Here is a 25,962-nt window from a genome sequence, read left to right on the forward strand (position 1 = left end):
AAGAGAAGTCTGCGGCCGTGGTGGGGGCTCGGGGGGTCTTCCCCGCCACGGCCGTCACGGGGAACAACGCGTCACGAGGCCCTCGGTTACGGCTTCGGGGCCTCGCCCGTGTCCTTCGTTCGGCGGAGCCGACCTGTACAGCTGTTGCCCACTGGTGAACCACGCACTTGACTATTTCTTTGCGGAGGTTCGCGCACAGGGCATGGAGGTGCCAGTGATGCTGTCGGCCAAGAGTGTCTTCGAAGAGATCCTCGATCACGACGAGTCGTTCCGGCTCTTCTGCTCCATCGCGGCCAGCGGTGAGGCTCAGGGCGGATGGGAGAACGGCCGCATCGCCGCCCTCGTCCCCGAGAGCGAGCGCGCGCTCGCCCCCAAGATCGTCCGGCACGGCGCCGACGAGGACAAGCACGGCAGGATCTTCAACGCGCTGATGAGGAAGCGCGGCCTGGAACCGGTCGAGATCCCGCACGAGACCGACTACACGATGCTCCTGGAGAAGCACGGCATCGGACTCGCGCACGAACAGCTGAAGGCCGACAAGCCGCTCACCGTGCAGGACATCGTCACCTACCTCGCCCACAGCAGAGTCACCGAGCAGCGCGCCTCCGAACAGATGCGGCTGCTGCTCAAGTACTTCGCCGACCACCCGGACATCGGCCGCGCGGTGCGGATGATCTCCAACGACGAGGACAACCATCTCGCCTACTGCCACGAGGAGTTGCTCCGGTTCGCGCACGCCGGGCACGGCCGTGCCATCCAGCACACCCTGCGCGAGTGCGCGCTCGCGGAGATCCGCGTCTACCGCGATGTGAGCCTCGCCGTGATGGACCACATGGGGCGCATCCTCGGCTGGTCCCCGGCCAAGCAGAGACTGCTCGCCGCCGGCATCCACGCCATGTACGGGTACGAGAGGTCCGGCGGCTGGCGGCGCATGGTGTCCCTGAAGATGCCCCAGCGGCGCGACGCGCTGGGCGGACCCGCCGCGTCGGCCCCCGAGTTCGCCTGACGCGGTGCCGCGCTAGAGCCAGCCGCGGTGCTTGAACATCCGGTACAGGACGACCTCCAGGAGGACCATCAGGAGGATCACGGCGGGATAGGTCCACCACCAGTGCAGCTCGGGCATGTGGTCGAAGTTCATGCCGTAGATCCCCGCGATCATCGTGGGGACCGCCGCCATGGCCGCCCACGCCGAGATCTTCCGCATGTCGTCGTTCTGCCGCACGCTCATCTGCGCCAGATGCGCGGACAGGATGTCCGTCACCAGCCGGTCCAGGCCCTCCACGGATTCGTTGACCCGCGTCAGATGGTCGTTGACGTCCCGGAAGAAGGGCTGGGCCGTCTCGTCCACGAACGGCACGGCGGGGCCGAAGGGGCCCGCTCCGGAGAGGCGCGCCAGGGGGAGCGCCAACGGTCCCGTGGCCCGGCGGAATTCGAGGATCTGCCGCTTGAACGTGTAGATGCGGGAGGCCGTGTTGCGCGAGCCCCCGCCGTCCGGTGAGAAGACCTCCGACTCCAGGACCTCCAGGTCGGCCTGCAACTCGTCGGCGACCTCCAGATAGTGGTCCACCGAGGCGTCGGCGATCGAGTACAGGACAGCGGTCGGGCCGTGCTTGAGGACGTCGGGGTCGGCCTCCAGGCGGTGGCGTACGACGCCGAGCGGCGCGCCCTCGCCGTGGCGGACGGTCACCACGAACGAGTCGCCCACGAAGATCATGACCTCGCCGGAGGAGACGGCGTCGCTGTCCGGCTCGTACACGACCGGCTTGAGGACCATGAACAGCGAGTCGTCGTAGACCTCCAGCTTGGGGCGCTGATGGGCCTTGAGGGCGTCCTCCACGGCCAGGGGGTGAAGGCCGAACTCCTGGCTGACCGTGTCGAACTCGTCCTCCGTCGGCTCGTGCAGACCGATCCACACGAACGCGTCGCCGGTGGCCCGCGCCTCGTCGAGGGCGTCGGAGAAGTCCTTGGGACCTTCGGTCCGACGGCCCTCGCGATAGATGGCGCAGTCGACGATCACACTGCGCATTCTTCCCAGCCTCCCCACCTGTTGCACCTTCACGGACGCTTAGGCTGAGTCGCATGCCCACGCTGATCCTCGTCCGGCACGGACGCTCCACCGCCAACACCGCGGGTCTGCTCGCCGGGTGGACCCCCGGCGTGGCCCTCGACGAGCGAGGCGCCGCACAGGCCGCCGCGCTGCCCGAACGGCTCGCCCCGCTGCCCATCGCCGAGGTCGTCACGAGCCCCCTGCAGCGCTGCAGGGAGACCGTCGCGCCGCTGCTCGCCGCGCGGCCCGCACTGCAGGCGCACACCGAGGACCGCATCGGGGAGTGCGACTACGGCGACTGGTCGGGCCGCAAGCTCGCCGAGCTCGCCGACGAGCCGCTGATGGAGGTCGTCCAGCGGCACCCGTCCGCCGCCGCGTTCCCGGGCGGCGAGTCCATGCGGGCCATGCAGACGCGGGCGGCCGAGGCGGTCCGCGAGTGGAACGCGCGCGTGGAGCGCGACCACGGCGAGGACGCCGTCTACCTGATGTGCTCCCACGGCGACATCATCAAGTCCCTTGTCGCGGAGGCCATCGGGCTCCACCTCGACCTCTTCCAGCGCATCTCCGTGGAGCCCTGTTCCGTCACCGTCATCCGCTACACCCGGCTGCGCCCCTTCCTCGTACGCCTCGGGGACACCGGTGACTTCGCCTCCCTCGCGCCGCGCGAGGAGCCGCCGAGCGGCGACGCCACGGTGGGGGGTGGTGCGGGCGCACCGTGATCGTCGCCCGCAGTAGGGTGAAGCGGTTGAAACAGCAGCCCCCTTGCAGTCGATCCAATTGCAGTCGATCCAATGGAGACAGGACGTGTCCCGTCAGGTGTTCCTCTACGACCCGCCGGAGCGCTTCGTCGCGGGAACGGTCGGGCTGCCCGGACGGCGTACCTTCTTCCTCCAGGCCTCAGCAGGGATCAGGGTGACCAGCGTCGCCTTGGAGAAGACCCAGGTGGCCGCGCTCGCCGAGCGTATGGAGGAGCTCCTCGACGAGGTCGTGCGCCGCAGCGGGGGCAACGCCGCCGTGCCGGCCGTCGCGCCCGCCGAGATCACCGACAGCGCGCCGCTCGACTCTCCCGTGGAGGAGGAGTTCCGCGTCGGCACGATGGCCCTCGCCTGGGACGGCGAGCAGGAGCGGATGATCGTCGAGGCGCAGGCGCTCGTCGAGCTGGACGCCGATTCCGACGACGACCTCGCCGAGGCCGAGGAAAGGCTCCTGCAGGACGAGGAGAACGGCCCGCCGATGCTGCGCGTCCGCCTCACCGGAGCGCAGGCCCGCGCCTTCGCCAAGCGCGCCCTCGACGTCGTGAACGCCGGCCGCCCGCCGTGCCCGCTGTGCAGCCTCCCGCTCGACCCGGAAGGACACGTATGCCCGCGCCAGAACGGATACCGGCGGGGAGCGTGACCGTCGCCGACCCCGTCGCGCTCCTCACCCGCGGCGAGCTGACCGTGCGCGGCCGGATCCGTGAGGCCTCGAACGCGGTGCTCTACTGCACGGTCGCGTACGAGGGCCAGGAAGCCACCTGTGTCTACAAGCCCGTCGCGGGGGAGCGCCCCCTGTGGGACTTCCCCGACGGCACGCTCGCGCAGCGCGAGGTCGCCGCGTACGAGGTGTCGCGGGCCACCGGCTGGGACCTCGTGCCGCCGACCGTCCTTCGGGACGGGCCCCACGGCGAGGGCATGTGCCAGCTGTGGATCGACGCCTCGGGCGACGCGGAGCTGCTCGCCCTGGTGGACGGCGAGGAGGCGGGCGACGGCTGGAAGGCGGTCGGCCTCGCCCAGGTCGACGAGGAGCGCACGGCGCTGCTCGTGCACGCGGACGACGTACGGCTGCGGCGGCTCGCGGTCCTCGACGCGGTGATCAACAACAGCGACCGCAAGGGCGGCCATCTGCTCGCCGCCGACGGCCGCCTCTACGGCATCGACCACGGCGTCACCTTCCACGCCGAGAACAAGCTGCGGACGCTGCTGTGGGGCTGGGCGGGGGAGCCGCTGACCGGTGAGGCCGTCGAGGTCCTGCAGGGCCTTCAGGACGGGCTCAAGGAGGGCGCGGCGCTGGCCGAGCGGCTCGGCGGGCTGATCACCGGCGCGGAGACCGAGGCGCTGCGCACGCGGGTGGCCGCCCTGCTGGAATCGGGGCGACACCCGGAGCCGAGCGGTGACTGGCCCGCTATTCCCTGGCCGCCCGTGTGATCCCCCACTCGTATGCGGACGCCCCGTCCGGTTAGGCTCAAGGCATGCATGCCTGGCCCGCTTCTGAGGTCCCCGCCCTTCCTGGCAAGGGCCGCGACCTCCGGATCCACGACACCGCGACCGGTGGACTCGTCACCCTCGACCCCGGTCCCGTCGCCCGTATCTACGTCTGCGGCATCACTCCGTACGACGCGACCCACATGGGTCACGCGGCGACCTACAACGCGTTCGACCTCGTGCAGCGCGTGTGGCTCGACACCAAGCGGCAGGTTCACTACGTCCAGAACGTGACCGACGTGGACGACCCGCTCCTGGAACGCGCCAACCGCGACGGCAAGGACTGGGTCGAGCTCGCCGAGGGCGAGACCGCCCTGTTCCGCGAGGACATGACCGCGCTGCGCCTCCTGCCGCCGAAGCACTACATCGGAGCCGTCGAGGCGATACCCGGCATCGTGCCGCTCGTCGAACGGCTCCGCGACATGGGCGCCGCCTATGAACTCGAGGGCGACATCTACTTCTCCGTCGAGTCCGACGCCCACTTCGGGGAGGTGTCCGGGCTCGACGCCGCCGCCATGAAGCTGCTCTCCGCCGAGCGCGGCGGCGACCCGGAGCGTGTGGGCAAGAAGGACCCGCTCGACCCGATGCTCTGGATGGCGGCCCGCGAGGGCGAGCCGAGCTGGGACGGCGGCACGCTGGGCCGCGGGCGGCCCGGCTGGCACATCGAGTGCGTGGCCATCGCCCTCGACCACCTGGGGATGGGCTTCGACGTGCAGGGCGGCGGATCCGACCTCGCGTTCCCGCACCACGAGATGGGCGCCTCGCACGCCCAGGTCCTGACCGGCGAGTTCCCCTTCGCCAAGGCGTACGTCCACGCCGGCATGGTCGCCCTGGACGGCGCGAAGATGTCCAAGTCCAAGGGCAACCTCGTCTTCGTGTCGAAGCTGCGGCGCGACGGCGTGGACCCGGCCGCGATCCGCCTCGCCCTGCTCGCGCACCACTACCGCGCGGACTGGGAGTGGACGGACGCGGTCCTTCAGGAGGCCGTGGAGCGGCTCGGCCGCTGGCGCGCCGCCGTCTCGCGTCCCGACGGGCCGTCCGCCGAGGCGCTCGTCGAGGAGATCCGCGAGGCTTTGGCGAACGACCTGGACGCGCCGGCCGCGCTGGCCGCGGTCGACCGCTGGGCCGAGGCGCAGGCTGCCGACGGCGGGACGGACGAGGGGGCGCCCGGTGTTGTTTCGCGTGCCGTCGACGCGTTGCTGGGCGTCGCCTTGTAACGCTGGTTGTCGCTGAGGCCGATCGCCCTTCGGGCTCGCCCTCAAAAGCCGGACGGGCTGATTCGTGGTCCTGTCCTCGTTCGTCGGACGGGTCCACGAATGAAGATCGTCCGGCTCACCCTTCCCGAATGGGCCGCTCCGGAAATCCAGGAGCGGCCCATCAAAGTCCATGGCCCTGGCACCCGTTGAGGCGCTAGACCTCCGCCATGAGATCTCGCACCCGCTTCAGATCGGCGGCGGCCGCCGCCCTTTTGGGCCTGCTCGCGGCCTTCGCGGGGCCCGGCGGCACCGCACGAGCCGCCGACGAGCCCGCGACCACCGTCGGCGACGTCACCGGCTTCGACGCCGAAGGCCCCGTCTACCGCCTGACCGCGGGCAAGGCCGAGGCCCGCGTCAGCTTCGTCTCGACGGAGACCTTCCGTCTCGAACTCGCCCCCGACGGGAAGTTCACCGACCCCACCGGCAAGGACATCGTCCTGCCGCAGGGGAAGGCGCCGCGCACCAAGTGGGCGGACAAGGGCGACCGATACGAACTGAGCACCTCCAAGGTGACGCTGCGCGCCTACAAGTCACCGCTCCGCTTCGCCCTGTACCGCGCCGACGGCAGCCGGGTCTGGGCCGAGTCCAAGGGCTTGTCCTGGAGCAAGGACACCACCACGCAGAGCCTCGCGCGCGGCGCCGACGAGCAGTTCTACGGCGCCGGGATGCAGAACGGCCGCGGCAACACCTCGCACCGCGGCAAGAAGGTCGAGGTGAGCGTCGACTACGACTGGGACGACGGCGGGCACCCCAACTCCGTTCCCTTCTACCTCTCCTCGGCCGGATACGGCGTATACAGGAACACCTACGCGCCCAACACCTACGACTTCGCCGAGCCCGTGACCGCCACCGCGAAGGAACAGCGCTTCGACGCCTACTACTTCGCGGGCAAGGGCGACGACGCGGCCAAGGACGTCATCGGGCAGTACACGAAGCTCACCGGCAAGCCCTTCCTGCCGCCGATCTACGGCATGGAGATCGGCGACGCCGACTGCTACCTCCACAACGCCAACCGCGGCGAGCGCCACACCCTGGACTCCCTGAAGGTCGCCGACGGATACGTGGAGAACGACATGCCCAATGGCTGGATGCTCGTCAACGACGGCTACGGCTGCGGCTACGAGAACCTCGCCGAGACCTCCAAGGGCCTGGCCGAGCGCAAGATGAAGATGGGCCTGTGGACCGAGGACGGCCTCGACAAGATCGCCGAACAGGTCAAGGCAGGACAGCGCGTCGCCAAACTGGACGTCGCCTGGGTCGGCGACGGCTACAAGAAGGCGCTCGACGGCTGCAAGGACGCGTACAAGGGCATCGAGGACAACAGCGATGCCCGCGGCTTCACCTGGGCCCCCGAGAGTTGGTCGGGCGCGCAGCGCTGCGGCGTGCAGTGGTCCGGCGACCAGAGCGGCAGCTGGGAGTACATCCGCTGGCAGATCCCGACGTACGCGGGGTCCACCATGTCCGGCCTCGCCTACACGACCGGTGACGTCGACGGCATCTTCGGCGGCAGTCCCAAGACGTACGTACGCGACCTGCAGTGGAAGATGTTCCTGCCGGTCACGATGACGATGGACGGCTGGGCCGCCAGCGACAAGCAGCCCTTCAGGTACGGGGAGCCGTACACCTCCATCAACCGCAAGTATCTGAAGCTGCACGAGTCGCTGCTGCCCTACCTCTACTCGTACGGGCACGAGGCGACGAAGACCGGCGTGGGCGCCGTGCGTCCGCTGGCCCTGGAGTACCCCCATGACCCCAGGGCCGCGACCGACGCCGCCAAGTACGAGTTCCTGACCGGCGAGGACTTCCTCGTCGCGCCCGTGTACAAGGACACGACCACACGCGACGGCATCTATCTGCCCAAGGGCACCTGGACCGACTACTGGACCGGGCGGACCTACCAGGGGCCCACCACCGTCGACGGCTACAGCGCGCCCCTCGACACCCTGCCGCTGTTCGTCAGGGGCGGCGCGACCGTGCCGATGTGGCCGGGCGGCATCCGGAGTTACGAGGACAGAAAGGCGGACTCGCCGCTCGCCTGGGACATCTACCCGCAGGGCGACTCCTCCTTCGAGCTGTACGAGGACGACGGCGTGACCCGGCAGCACCGCGAGGGGAAGTACGCCACGCAGCGCGCCGAGGTCGACGCACCCCGCTCCGGAGCCGGTGACGTGAGCGTGCGGATCGGGGCCGGCGAGGGGCAGTTCGCCGGGAAGCAGCGCTCGCGGCCCTATACCTTCACGCTGCACACCGGGGACGCGCCCAGCCGTGTGGAACTCGGCGGGCACCGGCTGCCGCGGCTCACGTCGAAGGCCGCGTACGAGCGGGCCGGGCAGGGCTGGTTCTACGACCGGGACGACCGCGGCGGCGTCGTCGAGGTGAAGACGGCGTCCCAACGCACCGACCGGGCCTTCACGTTGAGGCTGAAGGACACGAGTGCCGTCGGTGGCGCCGTGCCCGGGGCGAGCGCCGCTGTGAGCGTCCCCGCGGGCCAGGAGCTCGGCGCCGGTACGCAGGGCAAGGTCGCTGTCGACGTCACGGCCGGTACCAAGGACGCGACCGGCGTCGACGTCACGCTCGACGCCCCCGAGGGCTGGACCGTCGGTGACGCCGAGGTCGACCGGATCCCGGCGGGTGCCACGCGCCGCGTCGAGGTGGCGCTCACCCCGGCCAAGGGCGCGGACCCCGGCGAGAAGTCGCTGACCGCGAGCGCCCGCTACCGCTCGGCGGGCCAGGACCGCACCGCCACCGGCCGGTTCGCGCTCGGCGTGATGCCAGAGGCGCCGGGCAAGGACACCTGGGCGAGCGACATGGTGTGGCTGAAGTCCACCAACGGCTACGGCCCCGCCGAACGCGACCGCAGCAACGGCGAGTCGGCCGCCGGTGACGGACGCACGCTGACCCTCGCGGGAAAGACGTACGAGAAGGGCATCGGCACGCACGCCGACTCCGTCATCGGGGTCTATCCGGGCGGCCGTTGCTCGAAGTTCACCGCGGACGCGGGCATCGACGACGAGATCAACGGCTATGGAGAGGTGGCCTTCTCCGTCGAGGCCGACGGCAAGGTGCTGTGGACGTCGCCGAAGGTGACGGGGGCGTCGGCGACCGTGCCGGTGGACGTCGACGTGCGCGGCGCCCGGCACGTGGAGCTGAAGGTGACCGACACCAACGGCTCCAAGAGCGGGGACCACGCGGACTGGGCCGCGGCCCGGTTCACCTGCGCCTGAGAGGGCAGGGAGCGGCGCCGGGCGGGAAGGACTCCGCCCGGCGCCGCCGTCTGTTCACGCGAGGAGTCGGATGAGCGCGGGGGTCACTTGGTGACCACGATGGCCAGCAGGTAGCTCGGGTTGTTGGTGTCGTAGTACCCGCGCACCTGCTGCCCGAAGGCGAACGCCTCCTGGACCTCGTCGTGGGTCTGCGGGTTGGGGTTGATGAACGCCCGCCAGGCGTTGTCGACGTACAGGTAGAGGATCGACGCCTGGCCGGGCAGCGGCTGGACGACGTCCCAGAACGCCGTCGCCACGTTCGACGTGAGGGCCTGGGTGGAGATCTCCGGCGCCTGCGCCTGCGGGATCTGCTCCTGGCCGAACTGTTCCAGCAGCTGCTGGAACGGCTGCTGCTGGCCGAGCTGCTGGAGCTGCTGGCGCAGCTGCGGCGGGACCTGCTGGCCCTGCATGCCCTGGCCCTGGATCCCGGGCTGGCCCTGGATGCCCTGCTGGGGGCTGTACTGCTGCTGGCCGAACGGCTGCTGCTGGGACTGCTGCTGGCCGAACTGCTGCGGCGGGGCCGTGCTCGGGCTCTGCTGGCCGTACTGCTGCTGGCCGTGCTGCTGTCCGTACTGTCCGTACTGCTGGCCTTGTTGCTGACCCAACTGACTCATTTGCGGGGTGGTGCTCATGCGGGTGCCACCTTCCCTCAATGGTTGTGGTCCTTCAGCAGTGCTGGTGTGCCGGCGTGCTTGCGTGCCGGTGGTGCCTCAGCCCGTGACGACCAGGCCGACGACCTCGTCGTCCGCGAACCAGACGCGTACGTCCGGACTGCCCCCGGCGAAGGCGGCGTGCACCGCCTGCCGCGTCTCGGGGGACGGGTTGTCGAGATTGCGCCACTCCCCGGCCACGAACAGCCGGAGCCTCGGCGGGAGTTCCGGCGGGTACGGGAGCAGCTCGTCCCAGTACCGCTCGGCCCGCCCCGAACCCACCGCCGACGGCAGCAGGTTCGTGACCGCCGCCTTGATGTCGGGGCGGTTGCCTATGCGCTGCGACGCCGGCCTGCCCGGCGCGTCCTGCTGCGGCGAGCCCGTGGAGCGCAGCACCGCGCGGGCCCGGTCCGGTGTCATCAGCTGCTGGCCCGATGCCTTCAGCATGCCCTGCAGCGCGGCCAGGGCGCCGACCACGATCGGCGACGCGGAGGACGTGCCGGAGAACGTGTCGGTGTACCAGGCGATCTCCTCGGCACCGCCCTGCAGATCCCCTGGCCGGTCCCAGAAGCCACCGGTCGTGGTGGTCTCGCGGCCCCAGCCCTGCGCGTCCACGCGGGCGCCGTAGTTGGAGAACGCCAGACGGGAGCGGTCGGGGCCGTGGTCGCGGCCGTGCGTGCCGGGCGGCGGCGCGCCCGCGCCGACCAGGACCGCGTCGGAGGAGCGGTTGGTGGGGTTGAACGGGTTGCGCCACCAGGACGGGAAGCCGTCCGGCCTGCGCTCGTAGACCGCGTCGTCCAGGGACTCCGCGCCGTTGCCCGCGGCGCCCACGACGAGCACGCCCTTCGCGGTGGCGTAGCGCACCGCGGCGTAGTCGTCCGGCCACCACTCGATGGCGATGTAGCCCTTCTGGTCGTCGCGCGGCTCGAAGTCGAACCTCGGCCCCGGGCGGTGCAGTTCGAGCAGGATGATGTCGCCGCGGCTGAGCCGGTCGGCCGCCGCGTGGATGGTGGCCGCCGTGCCGAGCGGCTGGAAGGAGGCGGCCGCGGTCACGGCCTGGGGCGCGATGCCGGTGACGCCGAGGGTGTTGCGGTCGCCGCCGATGACGCCGATCACCGCGGTGCCGTGGTTGCGCCAGGCCACGTCCTGGATGGGGGTGCCGACGACGACGCCCGCGAGCTTCGCGGCGAGGTCCTCGTGGCGCAGCTGCCAGGCGCCCTCGACGTCGATGACGGTGATGCCCTCGCCGGAGCCGCCGATGCGCTGCCAGGCCCAGCGGGCGTCGACGCCCTGCGGGGCGGGGTTCAAGTAGCCCTGGCGGCTGGTGAAGTCGGGCGTGACGGGCATGCCCTCCTTGCGGCGCCGGGTGGCCTCGTCGAGGTCCTGCGGCTGGGTGTGCGCGGGGTCGATGGCGGCGGGGACGGCGCCCGGCTTGACGTACGCCGTGTCGATCCCCGGCAGCGCCGCCATACGCGAGCGCAGTTCCTGGGCGCGGTCCTCGCCGCCGCGCACGCGGTAGAAGAGGGCGAGGTCGGGCACGTCCTCTTCGCCCGCGCCCGGGGGCGCCGCCGCCCGCAGCCGGTCCTCGTTGCCGAACAGCGGCTCCAGGCCGAGCTGTTCGTCGGAGAGGAACATGTTCAGGGCCGACACGTCGGAGCCGGATGCCGAGCGTACGTCCCGCTCCCCGGCGCGCAGCCGGGCCTCGGGCCGGGCGACGACGATCAGCTCCTGCTCGGCTCCTCGGTAGGTGAATCCCATTCCGTCGGGGCCCGGTCCGCCGGCTCCGGGGTCCCGCGCCGGGTCTGCCTGCTCGGTCATCGCTTCACCGCTCCCTTCGGTCCTTCGGGTGCCGTGCTGTGCGCTGGGCCGCGCCTTCGGGGCACACCCTGCTACGGGCTCGGCCGCGCGTCCACCCCTCTTTTCCGCAACAGCGTTTGAAGAGAAGTTGAAGCGGGAACCCCGTGCAATTCGGCCATGAGCGGCACTTGGTTCATGAGCGGCACTTGGTTCATGAGCGTCACTTGGCTCATGAACAGCACTTCGTTCATGAACAGCACCATGGGCGGCACCCTCGCGGGTGCCGCCCATGACCGTGCCGGAGAAGGTCCTCAGTCGTCCGAGGAATCACCGGTTCCGGAGTCCTCGCTGTCGCCGTCGCCCTCCGTGCCCTGTCCGGGCCGCTGCGTGGGCTTCGGCTTCGGGGGCCGGGTGCGGTCGCTCGGCGCGTCCCGCAGGTAGGCCGCACCGTCGCCGCCGTCACGGCGCCGCAGATACCGCTCGAACTCGCGGGCGATGGCCTCGCCCGAGGCCTCGGGCAGCTCCGCGGTGTCCCGCGCCTCCTCCAGGGACTGGACGTACTCGGCGACCTCGCTGTCCTCGGCGGCCAGCTGGTCCACGCCCAGCTGCCAGGCGCGCGCGTCCTCGGCCAGCTCGCCCAGCGGGATGCGCAGGTCGATCAGGTCTTCCAGGCGGTTGAGCAGCGCGAGCGTGGCCTTCGGGTTCGGCGGCTGCGAGACATAGTGCGGCACGGCCGCCCAGAGGCTGACGGCGGGGACACCCGCGTGCGTGCACGCCTCCTGGAGGATGCCGACGATGCCCGTCGGACCCTCGTACTTCGTCTCTTCCAGGTCCATGGTGCGGGCCAGGTCCGGATCGGACGTGACGCCGCTGACCGGTACCGGGCGGGTGTGCGGGGTGTCGCCGAGCAGCGCGCCCATGATCACCACCAGCTCGACGCCCAGCTCGTGCGCGAAGCCGAGGATCTCGTTGCAGAACGAGCGCCAGCGCATCGACGGTTCGATCCCGCGGACCAGGACGAGGTCACGGGGCTTGTCGCCGCCGACGCGGACCACGGAGAGCCTGGTCGTCGGCCATGTGATCTTGCGGACCCCGCCGTCCAGCCAGACGGTCGGGCGGTTGACCTGGAAGTCGTAGTAATCCTCGGCGTCGAGCGCCGCGAACACCTCGCCCTTCCACTCCTTGTCGAGATGCGCGACCGCGGTGGAGGCGGCGTCGCCGGCGTCGTTCCAGCCCTCGAACGCGGCCACCATGACCGGGTCGACCAGCTCGGGAACCCCCTCGAGCTCGATCACCCAGGCCTCCTTCCGACGTTCCCTTGCGTACGCCCCAACCTTACGGCGTCGGCGGGGCCCGTCCGCAGCCCCCTTGCGTGGGGGAGTGCGTGATCACTGCCCATCCACATCGCCGGGAAACGGCCGATTCGCGCGGGGCGCGCGGGTTCGGTTCGCGCCGGGGCGCGCGGCGGGGTCACAGCGTCGAACGCAGCCACTGCTCCACGCTCGCGATGTGCACCGTCGCCCACGACCTGGCCGCCTCCGCGTCGCGGTCCCGCAGCGCGGTCAGGATCGCCCGGTGCTCGTGGAGCGTGCGGCTGACGGCGTCCTCCTGCGTCAGGCCGCGCCAGACGCGGGCCCGGGTGGTGGGTCCGGAGAGGCCGTCGAGCAGCGAGCACAGGACGGAGTTCCCGGACGACTGCACGATGCCGCGGTGGAACTCCAGGTCGCAGGCGACCAGCTCCTCCACGGAAGGGGCGGCGCCCAGGGCGTCCAACTGCCGGGTCAGCGCGTCCAGTTCGGCGTCCGTGATGCGGCCGACGGCCATCGCGGTGGCCGCCGGCTCCAGGATGCGGCGCACCGCGAGGAACTCCAGGACCGTGTCGTCGCGGTGGAAGTCGACGACGAAACTCAGTGCCTCCAGGAGGAGTTGGGGGTCCAGGCTGGTCACGTACGTGCCGTCGCCCTGGCGTACGTCGAGGATGCGGATCAGGGAGAGCGCGCGCACCGCCTCGCGCAGGGAGTTGCGCGAAAGACCCAGTTCGGCGGCGAGTTCGCTCTCCTTGGGCAGCCGGTCGCCGGGGCGCAGCGCGCCTGAGACGATCATGCCCTTGATCTTCTCGATGGCCTCGTCGGTGACAGCCATGGGGACCTCGCCTCAAGTGTCAAAAGGGTCATAAAGACATCGGATGTATCAGGCGATTATTGCCCCTCGCGCGGCCGTCGCGCAGGGGAGTACGGGGATTGGCCCATTTCTTTGAGGGCTAAGATTTCCCCACGGATCCCGGCGCACCGCCGGGCGGTCCAAGGAGGGCGGGCGGCACATGGCCGGGAAGAAGGCGGCACACCAGCCGGACGCGGTGGCGTCGATCATCGAGGACTGGGCGCGCGAGCGGCCCGACCTCGACACCTCGCCCCTGGAGGTCCTGGCCCGGCTGCACCGCACCTTCATCCGGTACAACACCCGGCTCACCTCCGCGATCGAGCGGCACGGCCTCGCGGTCGCCGGCTTCGACGTGCTGACCGCGCTGCGCAGGGCCGGGGCGCCCTACCGCCTCACGGCGGGCCAGCTCGCCGACTCGGGCCTGGTCTCGTCGGCCGGCGTGACGCTGCGCATCGACCGCCTGGAGAAGGACGGCCTGATCGTGCGCGAACGCGACGCCGAGGACCGACGCGTCGTCTACTCACGGCTCACGGACGCGGGGCTCGCCAAGATCGACGAGGTGTTCGCGGAGCATCTCGACAACGAACGCCGGATGCTCGGCGGGCTCTCCCCCGCCGAGCGGCGTCAGCTGGCCCGTCTGATGTCCAAGCTGGAGTGGTCCATCACTCAGGCCGACGAGCCTCAGGAAGCGGACGACTGAGCCTCGGCTTCCGCGCGGTACATGCGGCGAAGCCGCACCACGCCGAGGTCGTGCTGGTAGAGGTTCTCGCGCTGGTCGGCGTCGGCCGGCATGGCCTCCAGGATCTCCCTGTCCTGTTCGAGGACCTGCCAGTGGCGCTCCTCGATGAGCGTCTTGTAGAGGAAGCGCCAGGTGTCGCGCTGCCAGCCCTGGACGCGGCGGTAGCGCCAGAAGAAGACGCCGGTGCGCCTCTCGTCGACCGGGCAGACCATGCCGACGATCCCGAACGGGCCGCCGGGCCCGGCCGACGGCGGGTAGGGAATGGTCAGGTCGACCCAGTCCACGCCGGTGCGGCACAGCTCCACCCAGTCGAAGTTGACGCCCCGCTGGTCGGTCTTCTCGAAGAAGTAGCCGCGGTCCGTCTCGCGGATGCGGAACTTGGCGGTGGTGTCGCCGTCGTACATCGTGTGCGACTCGTGATGCAGGAACGCCCCGTGCATCGGGTCGAGGAGATTCTCCACCGCGAACCGCCACGGGCCGTTCCACTCGGCGTAACAGAGGATCGCGTCGACATCGGGGTCGGTGAGGGGCTCGGGCAGCGTCAGTTCGGCCGGTTCGGGGTGTTGCTCGTCGCCGAAGTAGGCGAGGACCGCGCCGCCGACCTCGCGCACGGGCAGCGACGTGACGAGCTTCTTGCCCTCCAGGTTGCAGCCCGGCAGGCCCGGCACGGACGAGACGGTGCCGTCGGTCTCGACCTCCACGCCGTGGTACCAGCACGCCACCCGGTCGCCCAGGTGCTTACCGAGCGAGAGGGGCGCGCCGCGGTGCGGACAGCGGTCGGCGAGCATCGACAGGGTGCCGTCGGAGCGGCGGAAGAGCAGCCACTGCTCGCCGAGCGCGGTGACCCTGCGCATCGCGCCGGGGGCGACGAAGGAGGAGGGGACGACCGGATGCCACTGGTTGCGCAGCCCCGTGGCGTAGATGTGGTCGGCGGAGTCGTGCACGGACAGCGTCATCTCAGGCTCCCAGTCGGTTCATCTCGGCGCGGAAGGACTCCTCGGTCCAGGGGGCGCCGTCGGGCGCGTGGACCTGACGGGCGTTCAACCCGCCGATGACGTCCGCGAGTTCGTGACCCTCCTTGGTGAAGATCTCTTCGAGGGTCGCGGCCAGCTTGTACTCGTACGGGGTCGGCTCGTGCGTACGGGACTGGTGGACGTCCAGGTACGGCCAGGTGGTGGTCACTACTGCCTCCAGGAGGGGGATTCACAGGTCGAGGACGAGACGGCGGCCCGAGGCGCAGCGCGAGACGCAGATCATCATCGAGGCGTTCGCGGTCCGCTCCGCCTCGCTGAGCAGGAAGTCGCGGTGGTCGGGCGTGCCGTCGAGCACACGGGTCTCGCAGGAGCCGCAGATGCCGTCCCTGCAGGAGCTGTTCACGTCGAGCCCCGCGGCCTCGGCGGTCGCGAGGACGGAGGTGTCCGCGCCGACGGAGAGCGTCACCCCGGAGCGGCGGCACTCCACCTCGAAGGCCGTGTCGTCACCGGCGGGCGCGGTGGCGGGCGCCGCGAACCGCTCCACGCGCAGCCGCTCGGCCGGGCACAGCTCCTCCACGGCGGCGAGCAGCGGCTCGGGCCCGCAGCAGTACACGAGCGCGCCCTTAGGCAGCCCCGCGTCACCGCCGAGCGCGTCGGCCAGGTCGATGTGCCCGCGCTCGTCCTGCGGTACGAGGGTCAACGAGCCGCCCAGGGAAGCCAGTTCGTCGGTGAAGGCCATCGAGTCACGGGTGCGTCCGCCGTACACGAGCCGCCAGGGCACCCCGCGCCGCGCCGCCTCGCGGGCCATCGCGAGGATCGGTGTGATCCCGATGCCGCCCGCGATGAACACGTACGAAGAAGCGTCCTCCAGGGCGAAGTGGTTGCGCGGCCCGGACACCGTGACGGTCTGCCCGGGGCGCAGCTCTGTGTGCACGTACCGCGAACCTCCGCGCGAGGACGGCTCGTTGAGTACACCGATGCGGTACGCGGCGGTGGACCGCGGGTCCGAGCACAGGCTGTACTGCCGCACCTGCCCGCCCACATGGACGTCGAGGTGCGCGCCGGGCTCCCAGGCGGGCAGCGGCTTGCCGTCGGGATGGGCGAGCTCGACGGAGAGCACTCCCTCGGCCTCCCACGTCATCCGGCGCACCCGCAGGTCCGCACAGGTCCCTTGCTCCGAAGAGGTCCCTTGCTCCGAAGAGGTCTCTTGTGAGGTCATGGCTGCGGCCTCCCTACGCGGCGGGGATCTTCACGGGCGGGGTGAACGGACTCTTCATCGGGCCGAGCGCCGCGAGGTCGACCTCGACGAGCGTCGGCCCTTCGGAGGCGACGGCGTGGCCGATCACCGGGTGTGCGTCCTCCTCGGCGGCGATCCTGGCGTAGGCCAACCCACAGGCCCGCGCGAGGAGTTCGAAGTCCGGCGTGGCGAGGTCCACGCCCGCGCGGCGCTCGCCGTAGCGGTCCTGCATGTTGCGGAGCACGCCGTAGCCGCCGTCGTTGAAGACGACCAGGGTCAGGCGCGGCCGCTCCTGGGCGAGGGTGAGCAGCTCGCCGAGGTGCACCGCGAGCCCGCCGTCGCCCGCGAGGACCACGGTGGGCGCGCCGGGCCGGGCGAGCGCCGCGCCGATGCCCATGCCGAGGCCCTGCCCGATGCCGCCGCCGCGCGGGAAGACGTTGTCGCGCGGGTCGTACATCTCCAGGAGTCGGTTGCCCCAGCTGCTGGACGCGATGGTCACGTCGCGGGCGACGACCGCCTCGCGGGGGAGCGCGGTCCGGATCGCCTCGCAGATCGCGGCCTGTGGGCCGATCGCGTCGCGCAGGTTCGCCCGGACCTCCTCGCGTACGTCGGTGACGCGCCGGCTCCAGCCCGACTCGGCCGTGGCGCGGCGGGCGTGGGGAAGGAGCGCCGTGAGCACGTCGGCCGCGTCGCCGCACAGGGTGTGCGCGGCCGGGTACGCGCGGCCGAGCGCCGCCGGGTCGGCGTCGATCTGCACGTGGGCGGCGGGCAGTTCGAGGCCGTAGTCGGCGGTTTCGTTGGAGCGGAAGTGCGTGCCGACGCTCACGAGCAGATCGGCGTCCGCGAGGAGCGCGCGGCCCGCCGGGGTGGTGGCGAAGTTCCCGATGACCCGCGGGTCGTCCTCGGGCACCGCGCCGCGCCCCGAGTTGGAGGTGAGCAGCCCGGCGCCGGTGGCGTCGAGCAGCTCGGCGAGCTCGGCGCCCGCCCGCGCGGCGCCCCCGCCCGCCCAGATCAGCGGACGCCGTGCGGAGGCCAACGCCTCGCCCGCTGCGGCCAGTTCACCGCCCAGCGGAGCCGTGAAGATCGGCTCGGGCAGGTCGATGTCGGCATCGCTCTGCGCCGCGTACTGCAGGTCGACGGGCCACTCCACGCTGGCGGGGCCGCCCGGCGAGGCGAGCGCGGCGCGGGCCGCCCCGCGAAGGACCCGGCCCGCCTCCGTGGCGGACGGCACGGTGGCCGCGTACGCCGAGACCGCCCTCAACATGCCGAGCTGGTCCTTGGTCTCGTGGATGAAGCCGCGCCCGCTGCCGAGGTAGCGGCTCTCCACCTGCCCGGTGACGTGCAGCACGGAGGTGCCCGCGCTCAGCGCCTCGATCAGCGATCCGGCGGCGTTGCCCGCGCCGGTGCCGGTCGAGGTGAGCGCGCAGCCCAGGGAGCCGCGGGCCCTGCCGTGGGCGTCGGCGGCGTTCACCGCCGTCGCTTCGTGTCGCACGGGCACGAAGCGCAGCTCGCGGTCGACGGCCTCGACGAGCGGCAGGTTGTGCACGCTGACGATCCCGAAGACCGTGTCGATGCCGAGTTCGCGCAGGACGGCGACGAGGAGATCGCCTCCGTTGTCGTAACGCATGAGGGCTCCTCAGAGGATGCCGCGGCCGACTCCGCCGCAGACGTCGATGCTGGTTCCTGTGATGTAGGAGGCGCGCGGCGAGAGCAGCGCGAGGATCGCGTACGCCACCTCGTCGGCCCGCCCGAGCCGCCCGAGCGCGACGCCCCGGTCGGCGGCGAGCTCCGCCTGCCAGTCGTCGTACGAGAGGCCACAGGCCGCGGCGGCGTGCCGACGCGTCCACTGCCCGGTGTCGATGAGTCCGAGGCAGACCGAGTTGACTCGGATGCCGTCGGGGGCGAGCTCCCGGGCGAGCGAAGCGGAGAGGTTGAGGATGCCCGCGCGGGCGGCGCTGGTGGTGATCAGGCGCGGTTCGGGCTGCTTGGCGAGGACCGCGTTGACGTTCACGACGGACGCGGCGGCCGACTCACGCAGTCCGGGCAGGGCCGCGTGCAGGGGATGCAGGACGCCCGCGAACTTCAGCTCCAGCTCGTCGCGCCAGTCCTCGGCGTCCGAGTCGGCGAAGCCCTTCATGCGGGACTGCCCCGCGTTGTTGACGAGTCCGTCGATGACGCCGTCGCCGCCGAACTCCTCGGCCGCGCGGCGCGTGAACTCCCGTACGGCGGCCGCGTCCCGTACGTCGCACGGCGCGGTGAAGAGGCGCTCGTGCGCACCGATGCGCTGGAGGCGGTCGGCGTCGCGCCCGCAGGTGGCGACGTTCGCGCCCTCGTCGAGCAGGGCGCGGACCGTGGCCAGGCCGACGCCCGAGCTGCCGCCGGTGACCAGATAGGTCCGGTCGGCGAGGCCCAGATCCATGACGGTGTTCTCCCGTGGGTTCAGTTCATGGGGTTCGGTGGGGTTCAGTGCATGGTGAAGCCGCCGTTGACGGCGATCACTTGTCCGGTGAGGTAGCGGGATTCCTCGGACAGGAGGAAGGAGGCGAGCCCGACCAGGTCGTCGGGCCGCTGCGGGCGCGAGATGGCCCGGTTGGCCCGGTACAGGCCGTGCCGTTCGGCGGGCACCGCCTCGGTCGCCTCGCACTCGGTGAGGCCGGGCGCGAGCGCGTTGACGGTGATGCCGCGCTCGCCGAGCTCCCGCGCCATGGCCCGGGTGAGGGCGGTGACGGCGCCCTTGGACGCGATGTAGTGGGCGAGTCGCGGGGAGCCGTACAAGGCGGCGTCCGAGGCGATGTTGACGATGCGTCCGGTCGGGCCGAACAGCGGGTGCAGGGCCTTCGCGACGAGCCAGGGGCCGCGCGCGTTGACCGTCATCAGCCGGTCCCACGCCGCGACGTCGATGTCCTGGAACTCCTTGCCGCCGACGCCGTTGGCGAGCGCCGCGTTGTTGACGAGGCCGTACAGCGGCCCCAAGTCCCGGACGGAGGTGGACAGTTCGTCGACCGATGCGGGGTCGGCGACATCGCAGCGTGCGAAGTGGGCGTCGTATCCCCGCGCCCGCAGCTCCCGCGCCGCCTGCGTGCCGCGTTCGGCGTCCAGCTCGGCGACGACGACCCGGAAGCCGTCGGCGCCCGCCCGGCGGGCCATGGCGAGTCCCAGGCCACGGCCCGCCCCGGTCACGACGACCGTGCGCGGATCGGCCGTTTCAGTCACGGGTGACGCCGTGCATCGGCGAGTACTCGGGGTACGACGGCACCTGCGGCTTCTGCGTGCCGATGACGACGCAGAACAGGGCGTCGGTGTCGCCCTCGTTCTTCAGGGAGCGGGTCACCCCGGCCGGCACGACGATCATGTCGCGGTAGCCGAGCGTGCGGTACTCGACCTCGTCGGGGCCGCGGTGCACGCCGACCCGGACCTCGCCCTCCAGGACGAAGAAGGCCTCCTCCACGTCGTGGTGGGTGTGGGCGGGGCCCTCGGCGCCGGGCGGCAGGAGCATGTTGGAGAAGGTGAAGCCGCCGGACGGGATGATCCGGCTGTCCCCCTCGTGGTTGCCGGTGGCGCCGGAGCCGACGTAGCGGATCTGGCCGCGGCGGTACTGCGGGCCCGCCTTCTCCTGGAAGGAGAGGGTGTCGAAGTCGGCGACGCGGGACTCCTTGGTGGCGATGAGGGAGTCGGTGTACTGGGCGAGGTCGCCGCCGTTGTCGTAGGCGGTGGTGGTCAGAGGCATGGTGTGGGCCCTTCGTGAACGGGTGGTTCAGGAGGTGGTGGGTGCTTCAGGAGGTGACGATGTGCAGGTGGGACAGGACCCAGGCGTTGAACCGCTCGGGCTGTTCCTGGTTGGCCAGGTGACCGGCGTCCTTGACGATCACGTAGGCGGTCTTGTGCAGGGACCCGGCGATGACCTGCGAGGCCTCGACGCCGGTGACCCGGTCCCGGTCGCCGCAGAGGACGAGGACGGGCGCGGTGATCGCCGGGATCTCCGGGCGCAGATCGGCCGCGGCCATCGACTCGGCGGCGTAGCCGTAGCCGGGCAGGCGCACCGCGGCCGCCATGGTGTCGACGACCCGCTCGACGAGTTCCGGCGGCGCGTCGGGCGAGACGAGCCGGGGTCCGCGCCGCTCGGCGAACGCCCGGGGCCCCGCCTCGGCGAGCTCGGCGGCGCGCTGCCGCATCCCGGCGGCCTTCTCCGGGTCGGTCCCCGATCCCACGCTGGAGTCCGCGACGATCAGTGAGTCGACGAGGCCGGGGTGCCGGACGGCGAGCCGCTGGGCGATCACGCCGCCCCACGAGACGCCGAGCACGTGCGCGGACGCACCGTAGGAGCGGATCACGTCGGCCGCCGCGTCCGCGAACCCGTCCAGGTCCAACGGGCCGTCGGGGTCGGGGGACTTGGCGTAGCCGGGCGCGTCCCAGGCGATGACCCGGGCGTGCGCGGACAGCTCGGCCAACTGCGGCGCGAAGGCGGTGGACGAGGAGCCGATGCCGTGCAGGCACAGCAGCAGCGGCCCGTGGGACCCGGCCTCCTCCACATGGACGGCGGTGGTCACGGGACCGGTGGTCACAGGGTCGGTGGTCACGGGACCGGTGGTCACAGGGTCGGCGGTCACAGGGCCGGTGGTCACAGGGTCGGCGGTCACAGGGCCGGTGGTCACAGGGTCGGCGGTCACAGGGCCGGTGGTCACAGGATCTGCCCCGTCCGCCCGGCCAGCGCCGCCAGCGAGCGCAGCACCGCGTACGGCACGACCTGGCTGGTCGCCGGGTTGCCCGGGTCCGGCAGATGGGCCACCTCGAAGCGGTACGCGCCGTGCGCGCCGGACGCCTCGACGACGTGCCGCGTGCGGTGCGCGCCCGGGTCGGCGACGACACGGACCCGCACGGCGTCCAGGTCGCCGACGGCGAGCGCGACCGACGCCGCGACGTTCGTCGACTTGGGGAACTTCACCGGGACCTCGCGCGCGGTCCCTGACATGACCTCGACGGGGCCGGTGGCCGACCGCATCCGGCCGAGCAACTCCTCGTCCATCCAAGGCTGTTCGAGGGTCGACGGCAGCTTGGTGGTCGTCAGACGCACCTCGTCGAGCGGGCCGAGCGAGCGCACCGCCTGCAGCAGGTCGAGCCCGCCGACCGCGCCGCCCGTGAAGTAGACCCGGCCGGGCCCTGCCGCGAGGAGCCGCTTGGTCAACTCCTCGTCGGTGAGGGCGCCGGTCGAGGCCACGAGCAGATCGGTCCCGGAGGCCAGGACGCGCTCGCCCCACTCGCGTACGACGCCCTGTCCCGCCGCCTCCACGATCAGGTCGCAGGCTTCGAGGGCCTCCTCGAAGGAGACCTGCGGCGCGGGCGCGGCCTCGCCCAGCGGGCGGTTGTCGACGACGCACGTCAACTCGGCGCCGGATATCTTCTGTTGGGCAAGGGCCGTGCCGACGACGCGCCCGATGGCGCCCCAGCCGACGAGTCCCACCTTCAGGGTGCGGTTCACGCGCGCGCTCCTTCCGGCGAACCGGCCATGTGGCAGCGGATCTCCTTCGACGGCGGGCCCGCCGTGCCCCACAGGTCGGACAGCTCGGGGACGCGGCGCCACACCTTGGCGATCCAGCGGTCCTCGACCACCTGCGCGACCTCGGACGTGTACTCGCACACGAGTCCCGTCGGATCGGTGAAGTAGGAGAAGGTGTTGTTGCCGGGCCCGTGCCGCCCAGGACCCCACTTCGGGACGATCCCGTGGTGGCGGAGGCGTCCCAGGCCCCGCATGAAGTGGTCGATCGAACTCATCTCGTACGCCACGTGGTTGAGGGAGACCCACTCGGCCTGGTTGAACGCGATGCAGTGGTGGTCGGCGTTGCAGCGCAGGAACGCCATCTGGTGCTCGGACCAGTCCGAGACGCGCAGGCCGAGCACGTCGCGGTAGAAGGCGACCGCGGCGTCGATGTCGGGGGTGTTGAGGACGGCGTGCGTGACGCCGACCGGCACCGCGCAGTCGCGGCTGCGCGGGGCCACCGCCCAGGTGTCGGCGGAGAGTTCGACGAGGCGGCCCTCGTGGTCGGCGAAGCGCAGGCCGTAGCCGCCGCCCACCTGGTCGAGAGGGCCAGGGCCCGAGAGCGGGGTGATGCCGCGCGCCTGAAGGCGCCGCGCCGCCTCGTCGATCTCCGCGGGAGTGCCCACGGCGAAGGAGATCCTGCCGAGGCCGGTCCGCTCCGAGCGGGTGAGCTGGAGGGCGTGGTGCTCCTCGCCGGTGCCGCGCAGCCAGCTCGCGCTGTGCTCGGCCTCGACGACCTCCAGGCCCCAGGCATCCTCGTAGAAGTCGGTGGCCCGGGCGAAGGAGGGGGTGAGCAGTTCGACGGAGCGCAGGGCGCGCAGCCGGGCGATCGGGGGATGGGACATCGGTACTCCGGGGGTCGGGGAGGTCGGGCCGGGGCCGGGGCGGGTCAGCCGGCCCAGGGCAGCGGCGTCTCGGCGGTGCCCCAGTACAGGGACTTCTGGCGCTGGTAGGAGCGGATGCCGTCGCGGCCCTTCTCCCGGCCGAGACCGCTGTCCTTCATGCCGCCGAAGGGGGTGGAGATGCTGAACTGCTTGTACGTGTTGATCCAGACGGTGCCCGCCTCGATCCGGCGGCCGAGCTGCCACGCGGCCCGGTGGTCGCGGGTCCAGATGCCGCAGGCCAGGCCGTACACCGAGTCGTTGGCCTGCGCGACCAGGTCGTCCTCGTCGTCGAACGGCAGCGCCACGAGGACCGGGCCGAAGATCTCCTCCCGGCAGACGCGGGCGGTGTTCGGCACTCCGTCGAGCACCGTCGGCAGGTAGTACGCGCCGTCGGCGTACCGCTCGCCCTCGGGCACGGCTCCGCCGCAGAGCACCCGCGCGCCCTCCGCGCGGGCGAGATCCACGTACGCGGCGACGGAGTCCCGGTGCTTGTGGTGCACGAGCGGCGCCACCTGCGTCGCCGGGTCGGTACCGGGACCGACCCGCAACTTCCCCACCCGCTCGACCAGTTCACCGACGAAGTCGTCGTACAGCTCGCGCGCGACGAAGAGTCTCGATCCCGCGATGCAGGACTGCCCGCTGGAGGAGAACACCCCGAACATCACCCCGGCCAGGGCCTGTTCGACGTCGGCGTCGGCGAGCACGACCGTCGGCGACTTGCCGCCCAGCTCCAGCGAGAGGGGCATGAGCTTCTCGGCGGCGGCGTGCGCGAGGGTGCGCCCCGTCGTGGTGCCCCCGGTGAAGGTGACCTTGCCGACGAGCGGGTGGCGCACGATCGCGTCGCCGACGCCGCCGCCGCGTCCGGGCAGGACCGACAACAGGCCTGCGGGCAGGCCGAGTTCGTCAAGGGAGCCGCTGATCAGGCGGCCGAGCGCGAGCGAGACGAGCGGGGTCCAGTCGGCCGGCTTGAGCAGCACCGCGTTGCCGCCCGCGAGTGCGGGGGCGAGCTTCTGCGCGTCGCTGGCGACGGGGGAGTTCCAGGGGTTGATCGCGCCGACGACGCCGATCGGCTCGTACACGCTCATCGTGACGTAGGCGCCGCGCGAGGGTGTGATCGCCTCCTCGGCGGTCTCCAGGGCGGCGGCCGTGTAGCGGAAGGTCCCCGCGGCGCTGGCCACCAGGGCGCGGGTCTCGGCGAGCACCTTGCCGGTGTCGGCGGTCTGCAGCGCGGCCAGGTGCTCGGCGTTCTCCTCGATCAACGCGGCGACGCGGTGCAGGAGTTGGGCCCGCCGATGCGGCAGCAGGTTCCGCCAGCGCGGGTCCGCGGCGGCGCGGGCCGCACCTTCGGCCGCCTCGGCGACCTCCTCGACGGTGACCGCGTGCACGGTGGCGAGCACGTGGCCCGTGGCCGGGTCGACGGTGTGCGCGGGGGCACCCGCGCCGCGCCGCCACTCGCCCGCGATGAGCGCTTCGTCTGCGGGTGTTCGGGGCATGCGGGGCCCTCCTTGCGGAGCGGGGGAGTTGACCTGGAGAGGCGGCGCGAGGCCGTTGTGACTAAGCGCTAGAAATCTAAGGGCTTAAATATCTTGGGCGCAAGACCCGGTCGTTCATTCTTTCCGTGTTCAAGCTCTTGACGGCTTCCCGCCTGCGGACGGTACAACTTAAGCGCTTAAAAACTTTGCGCTAACTCGTTCCCGGCGCCGGGTACCGGGCCGCGCTGTCGCTCCCCCTCACCGCCGCGGAGTACCTGCATGACGCTCAACGCTTCAGACACACCGCCGGATCACACCCTCCTGGCCTCCCGGGCCCACATCGCCGCCCGCTTCGAACGGCTCCCCCTGTGCCGCTGGCACGTCACCGTCCGGCTCATCGTGGGCGCCGTCACCTTCTTCGAGGCCTTCGACCAGCTCCTCATCGCCTACGCCCTGCCCGAACTGCGCGACGAGTGGCATCTGTCCACCTCCCGGGCGACGCTCCTGCTCACCGTCGGCTCGATCGGCATGCTGGTCGGTGCCCTGCTCTCCGGGCGGCTCGCCGACCGCATCGGCCGCGTCAAGGTCATCGCGCTGTGCGTGGCGGTCTCCAGCGTCGCCAACCTCGCCCTCGCCGCGTCCCCCTCGCCGGACCTCTTCATGGGGCTGCGCTTCGTCCAGGGCCTGGCCATCGGTGGCGAGGTCCCGGTGGCGGCGACCTTCATCGCCGAGATCACCCGCAGCCACAAGCGCGGCCGTTTCGTGCTCCTCTACGAACTCGTCTTCCCCGCGGGCCTCACCGTCGGCGCGCTCGTCGCGGCCTGGGTGGTGCCGCTCCTCGGCTGGCGCTGGATGTACGCCATCGCCGCGCTGCCCGGCGTGCTCTGCATCCTCGTACAGCGCAAGGTCCCCGAGTCGCCGCGTTGGCTCGCCGACCACGGCAGGACGGAGGAGGCCGCCGCCGTGATGACCGGCATCGAGACCGAGGTCGAGCGGATCACCGGGAAGCCGCTGCCGCCCGTCGCCGAGGCCCCGCCCGTCGGCGAGCCCTCCGGAGCGCCCGAGGCGTCCGCGAGCGGACCGCGCGGCCTGTTCACCGGCCGCTACCGCCGCCGCACCCTGGTCATCGGCGTCCTCTGGTTCACCGGCTACTTCGTCAACTACGGCATCACGTCCTGGCTGCCGACGATCTACCAGAACCGCTACGACCTATCCCTCTCGGACGCGCTCCTCTACTCCACCGTCACGTCCTGCGCCGGTCTGCTCGGCTGTCTCGTCGCCGCGCTCACCGTCGACCGGGCCGGGCGCAGGCGCGTCATCACCGGCTGTCTCGGCGGGGCCGCGGCCATGCTGCTCGTACTCGCGTTCCTCGGCGCCCGCACCCCGGTCGAGGTGCTCGTCTGGACGTCGCTCGCCGCGGTCTTCTTCTTCGGCTCCAACATCTGCCTGTACCTGTACACGCCTGAGCTCTTCCCGACCCGTATGCGGGCGCTCGGCTCCAGTGTGGGCGGGGCCATGAACCGGCTCGGCGTCATCCTCGGCCCGATCGTGGTGGGCGCGGTCTACACGGGCGGCAGCGTCTCGACCGTGTTCGTGATGCTCGGCGCGGTGGCCGTCGTGGGCGCCGCCGTCGCGGCGCTCGGCGCGGAGGAGACGGCGGGGCGGCGCCTGGAGGAGGTCTCCCCGTAAGGCGCCTGCCCCGCCTCGCAG

At 71.6% G+C, this 25,962-nt stretch carries 25 protein-coding genes; 8 read left to right on the top strand and 17 right to left on the bottom strand.

Annotated features, from left to right (window positions below):
* The first annotated feature begins 217 nt into the window (after nucleotides 1-217).
* The gene (locus AB0B50_RS08000; protein ID WP_362327377.1) at nucleotides 218-1,006 is read left to right on the top strand and encodes a ferritin-like domain-containing protein; all 789 of its coding nucleotides are present in this window, start codon (nucleotides 218-220) and stop codon (nucleotides 1,004-1,006) included.
* A gap of 12 nt (nucleotides 1,007-1,018) precedes the next feature.
* Here AB0B50_RS08000 and corA read toward each other — a convergent pair whose 3' ends face one another.
* Nucleotides 1,019-2,017: a magnesium/cobalt transporter CorA gene (corA, locus tag AB0B50_RS08005; protein WP_362328218.1), complete on the bottom strand. Its 999-nt coding sequence runs from the start codon at nucleotides 2,015-2,017 to the stop codon at nucleotides 1,019-1,021.
* A 62-nt stretch (nucleotides 2,018-2,079) separates the two neighbouring features.
* Here corA and AB0B50_RS08010 point away from each other — a divergent pair, with 62 nt between their 5' ends.
* The 5 genes from AB0B50_RS08010 (at nucleotide 2,080) to AB0B50_RS08030 (ending at nucleotide 8,767) form a co-directional block, all read left to right on the top strand.
* Nucleotides 2,080-2,766: a histidine phosphatase family protein gene (locus AB0B50_RS08010; protein ID WP_362327379.1), complete on the top strand. Its 687-nt coding sequence runs from the start codon at nucleotides 2,080-2,082 to the stop codon at nucleotides 2,764-2,766.
* Between the two features lie 85 nt (nucleotides 2,767-2,851).
* Nucleotides 2,852-3,442, top strand: coding sequence for a DUF3090 domain-containing protein (locus tag AB0B50_RS08015; RefSeq protein WP_362327382.1), 591 nt, complete (start codon nucleotides 2,852-2,854; stop codon nucleotides 3,440-3,442).
* Complete coding sequence (locus AB0B50_RS08020; RefSeq protein WP_362327385.1) at nucleotides 3,406-4,230, top strand: SCO1664 family protein; 825 nt, start codon at nucleotides 3,406-3,408, stop codon at nucleotides 4,228-4,230. Before AB0B50_RS08015 ends, AB0B50_RS08020 begins: the two co-directional genes overlap by 37 nt.
* 44 nt (nucleotides 4,231-4,274) lie before the next feature.
* A complete protein-coding gene (gene mshC / locus AB0B50_RS08025; protein ID WP_362327388.1) occupies nucleotides 4,275-5,504 on the top strand; it encodes a cysteine--1-D-myo-inosityl 2-amino-2-deoxy-alpha-D-glucopyranoside ligase in 1,230 nt (409 codons plus the stop codon).
* A 206-nt stretch (nucleotides 5,505-5,710) separates the two neighbouring features.
* Nucleotides 5,711-8,767 carry an NPCBM/NEW2 domain-containing protein gene (locus AB0B50_RS08030; protein WP_362327391.1) on the top strand — a complete coding sequence of 1,019 codons (3,057 nt, stop codon included), beginning with the start codon at nucleotides 5,711-5,713 and terminating at the stop codon, nucleotides 8,765-8,767.
* 83 nt (nucleotides 8,768-8,850) lie between these two features.
* Here AB0B50_RS08030 and AB0B50_RS08035 read toward each other — a convergent pair whose 3' ends face one another.
* The 5 genes from AB0B50_RS08035 to AB0B50_RS08055 all read right to left on the bottom strand — a co-directional run bounded on the left by AB0B50_RS08035 (nucleotide 8,851) and on the right by AB0B50_RS08055 (nucleotide 13,395).
* Nucleotides 8,851-9,438, bottom strand: coding sequence for a hypothetical protein (locus tag AB0B50_RS08035; RefSeq protein WP_362327393.1), 588 nt, complete (start codon nucleotides 9,436-9,438; stop codon nucleotides 8,851-8,853).
* A 78-nt stretch (nucleotides 9,439-9,516) separates the two neighbouring features.
* Entirely contained in the window at nucleotides 9,517-11,274 is a 1,758-nt protein-coding gene (locus tag AB0B50_RS08040) for a S8 family peptidase (protein WP_362327396.1), read from the bottom strand.
* A gap of 71 nt (nucleotides 11,275-11,345) precedes the next feature.
* Nucleotides 11,346-11,516 (bottom strand): hypothetical protein, encoded by a 171-nt coding sequence (locus AB0B50_RS08045; RefSeq protein WP_362327399.1) that lies wholly within the window; start codon nucleotides 11,514-11,516, stop codon nucleotides 11,346-11,348.
* A gap of 48 nt (nucleotides 11,517-11,564) precedes the next feature.
* The gene (locus tag AB0B50_RS08050) at nucleotides 11,565-12,548 is read right to left on the bottom strand and encodes a PAC2 family protein (protein ID WP_362327402.1); all 984 of its coding nucleotides are present in this window, start codon (nucleotides 12,546-12,548) and stop codon (nucleotides 11,565-11,567) included.
* A 175-nt stretch (nucleotides 12,549-12,723) separates the two neighbouring features.
* Complete coding sequence (locus tag AB0B50_RS08055; RefSeq protein WP_362327405.1) at nucleotides 12,724-13,395, bottom strand: FadR/GntR family transcriptional regulator; 672 nt, start codon at nucleotides 13,393-13,395, stop codon at nucleotides 12,724-12,726.
* A 178-nt stretch (nucleotides 13,396-13,573) separates the two neighbouring features.
* On the opposite strand from AB0B50_RS08055, the gene AB0B50_RS08060 reads away from it, so the two are divergent.
* On the top strand, nucleotides 13,574-14,113 hold the full coding sequence (locus tag AB0B50_RS08060; RefSeq protein ID WP_362327408.1) for a MarR family transcriptional regulator: 540 nt from the start codon (nucleotides 13,574-13,576) through the stop codon (nucleotides 14,111-14,113).
* Here AB0B50_RS08060 and AB0B50_RS08065 read toward each other — a convergent pair.
* The 11 genes from AB0B50_RS08065 to AB0B50_RS08115 all read right to left on the bottom strand — a co-directional run bounded on the left by AB0B50_RS08065 (nucleotide 14,095) and on the right by AB0B50_RS08115 (nucleotide 24,273).
* Nucleotides 14,095-15,108 carry an aromatic ring-hydroxylating dioxygenase subunit alpha gene (locus AB0B50_RS08065; protein ID WP_362327411.1) on the bottom strand — a complete coding sequence of 338 codons (1,014 nt, stop codon included), beginning with the start codon at nucleotides 15,106-15,108 and terminating at the stop codon, nucleotides 14,095-14,097. The genes AB0B50_RS08060 and AB0B50_RS08065 overlap by 19 nt on opposite strands.
* A 1-nt stretch (nucleotide 15,109) precedes the next feature.
* A complete protein-coding gene (locus tag AB0B50_RS08070) occupies nucleotides 15,110-15,334 on the bottom strand; it encodes a recombinase-like helix-turn-helix domain-containing protein (RefSeq protein WP_362327414.1) in 225 nt (74 codons plus the stop codon).
* Between the two features lie 21 nt (nucleotides 15,335-15,355).
* Nucleotides 15,356-16,345 carry a PDR/VanB family oxidoreductase gene (locus tag AB0B50_RS08075; RefSeq protein ID WP_362327417.1) on the bottom strand — a complete coding sequence of 330 codons (990 nt, stop codon included), beginning with the start codon at nucleotides 16,343-16,345 and terminating at the stop codon, nucleotides 15,356-15,358.
* A 13-nt stretch (nucleotides 16,346-16,358) separates the two neighbouring features.
* Nucleotides 16,359-17,990 (bottom strand): thiamine pyrophosphate-binding protein, encoded by a 1,632-nt coding sequence (locus AB0B50_RS08080; protein ID WP_362327420.1) that lies wholly within the window; start codon nucleotides 17,988-17,990, stop codon nucleotides 16,359-16,361.
* Between the two features lie 9 nt (nucleotides 17,991-17,999).
* Nucleotides 18,000-18,782 carry an SDR family oxidoreductase gene (locus AB0B50_RS08085; protein ID WP_362327423.1) on the bottom strand — a complete coding sequence of 261 codons (783 nt, stop codon included), beginning with the start codon at nucleotides 18,780-18,782 and terminating at the stop codon, nucleotides 18,000-18,002.
* A 44-nt stretch (nucleotides 18,783-18,826) separates the two neighbouring features.
* Nucleotides 18,827-19,576: an SDR family oxidoreductase gene (locus AB0B50_RS08090; protein ID WP_362327426.1), complete on the bottom strand. Its 750-nt coding sequence runs from the start codon at nucleotides 19,574-19,576 to the stop codon at nucleotides 18,827-18,829.
* Nucleotides 19,569-20,090 (bottom strand): cupin domain-containing protein, encoded by a 522-nt coding sequence (locus AB0B50_RS08095; protein ID WP_362327429.1) that lies wholly within the window; start codon nucleotides 20,088-20,090, stop codon nucleotides 19,569-19,571. The genes AB0B50_RS08090 and AB0B50_RS08095 overlap by 8 nt, the downstream gene beginning before the upstream one ends.
* A gap of 46 nt (nucleotides 20,091-20,136) precedes the next feature.
* Complete coding sequence (locus AB0B50_RS08100) at nucleotides 20,137-20,940, bottom strand: alpha/beta fold hydrolase (RefSeq protein WP_362327430.1); 804 nt, start codon at nucleotides 20,938-20,940, stop codon at nucleotides 20,137-20,139.
* A gap of 101 nt (nucleotides 20,941-21,041) precedes the next feature.
* A complete protein-coding gene (locus tag AB0B50_RS08105; protein WP_362327432.1) occupies nucleotides 21,042-21,839 on the bottom strand; it encodes an aspartate dehydrogenase domain-containing protein in 798 nt (265 codons plus the stop codon).
* Entirely contained in the window at nucleotides 21,836-22,741 is a 906-nt protein-coding gene (locus AB0B50_RS08110) for a VOC family protein (protein ID WP_362327435.1), read from the bottom strand. Before AB0B50_RS08110 ends, AB0B50_RS08105 begins: the two co-directional genes overlap by 4 nt.
* 44 nt (nucleotides 22,742-22,785) lie before the next feature.
* Complete coding sequence (locus AB0B50_RS08115; RefSeq protein WP_362327438.1) at nucleotides 22,786-24,273, bottom strand: aldehyde dehydrogenase family protein; 1,488 nt, start codon at nucleotides 24,271-24,273, stop codon at nucleotides 22,786-22,788.
* Between the two features lie 258 nt (nucleotides 24,274-24,531).
* Between AB0B50_RS08115 and AB0B50_RS08120 the strand changes: the two genes are divergently transcribed.
* Nucleotides 24,532-25,941 carry an MFS transporter gene (locus tag AB0B50_RS08120; RefSeq protein WP_362327441.1) on the top strand — a complete coding sequence of 470 codons (1,410 nt, stop codon included), beginning with the start codon at nucleotides 24,532-24,534 and terminating at the stop codon, nucleotides 25,939-25,941.
* Nucleotides 25,942-25,962: the final 21 nt, after the last annotated feature.

The sequence above is a fragment of the Streptomyces sp. NPDC041068 genome (assembly GCF_040647455.1).
In the GTDB taxonomy this organism is placed as follows: Bacteria; Actinomycetota; Actinomycetes; order Streptomycetales; family Streptomycetaceae; genus Streptomyces.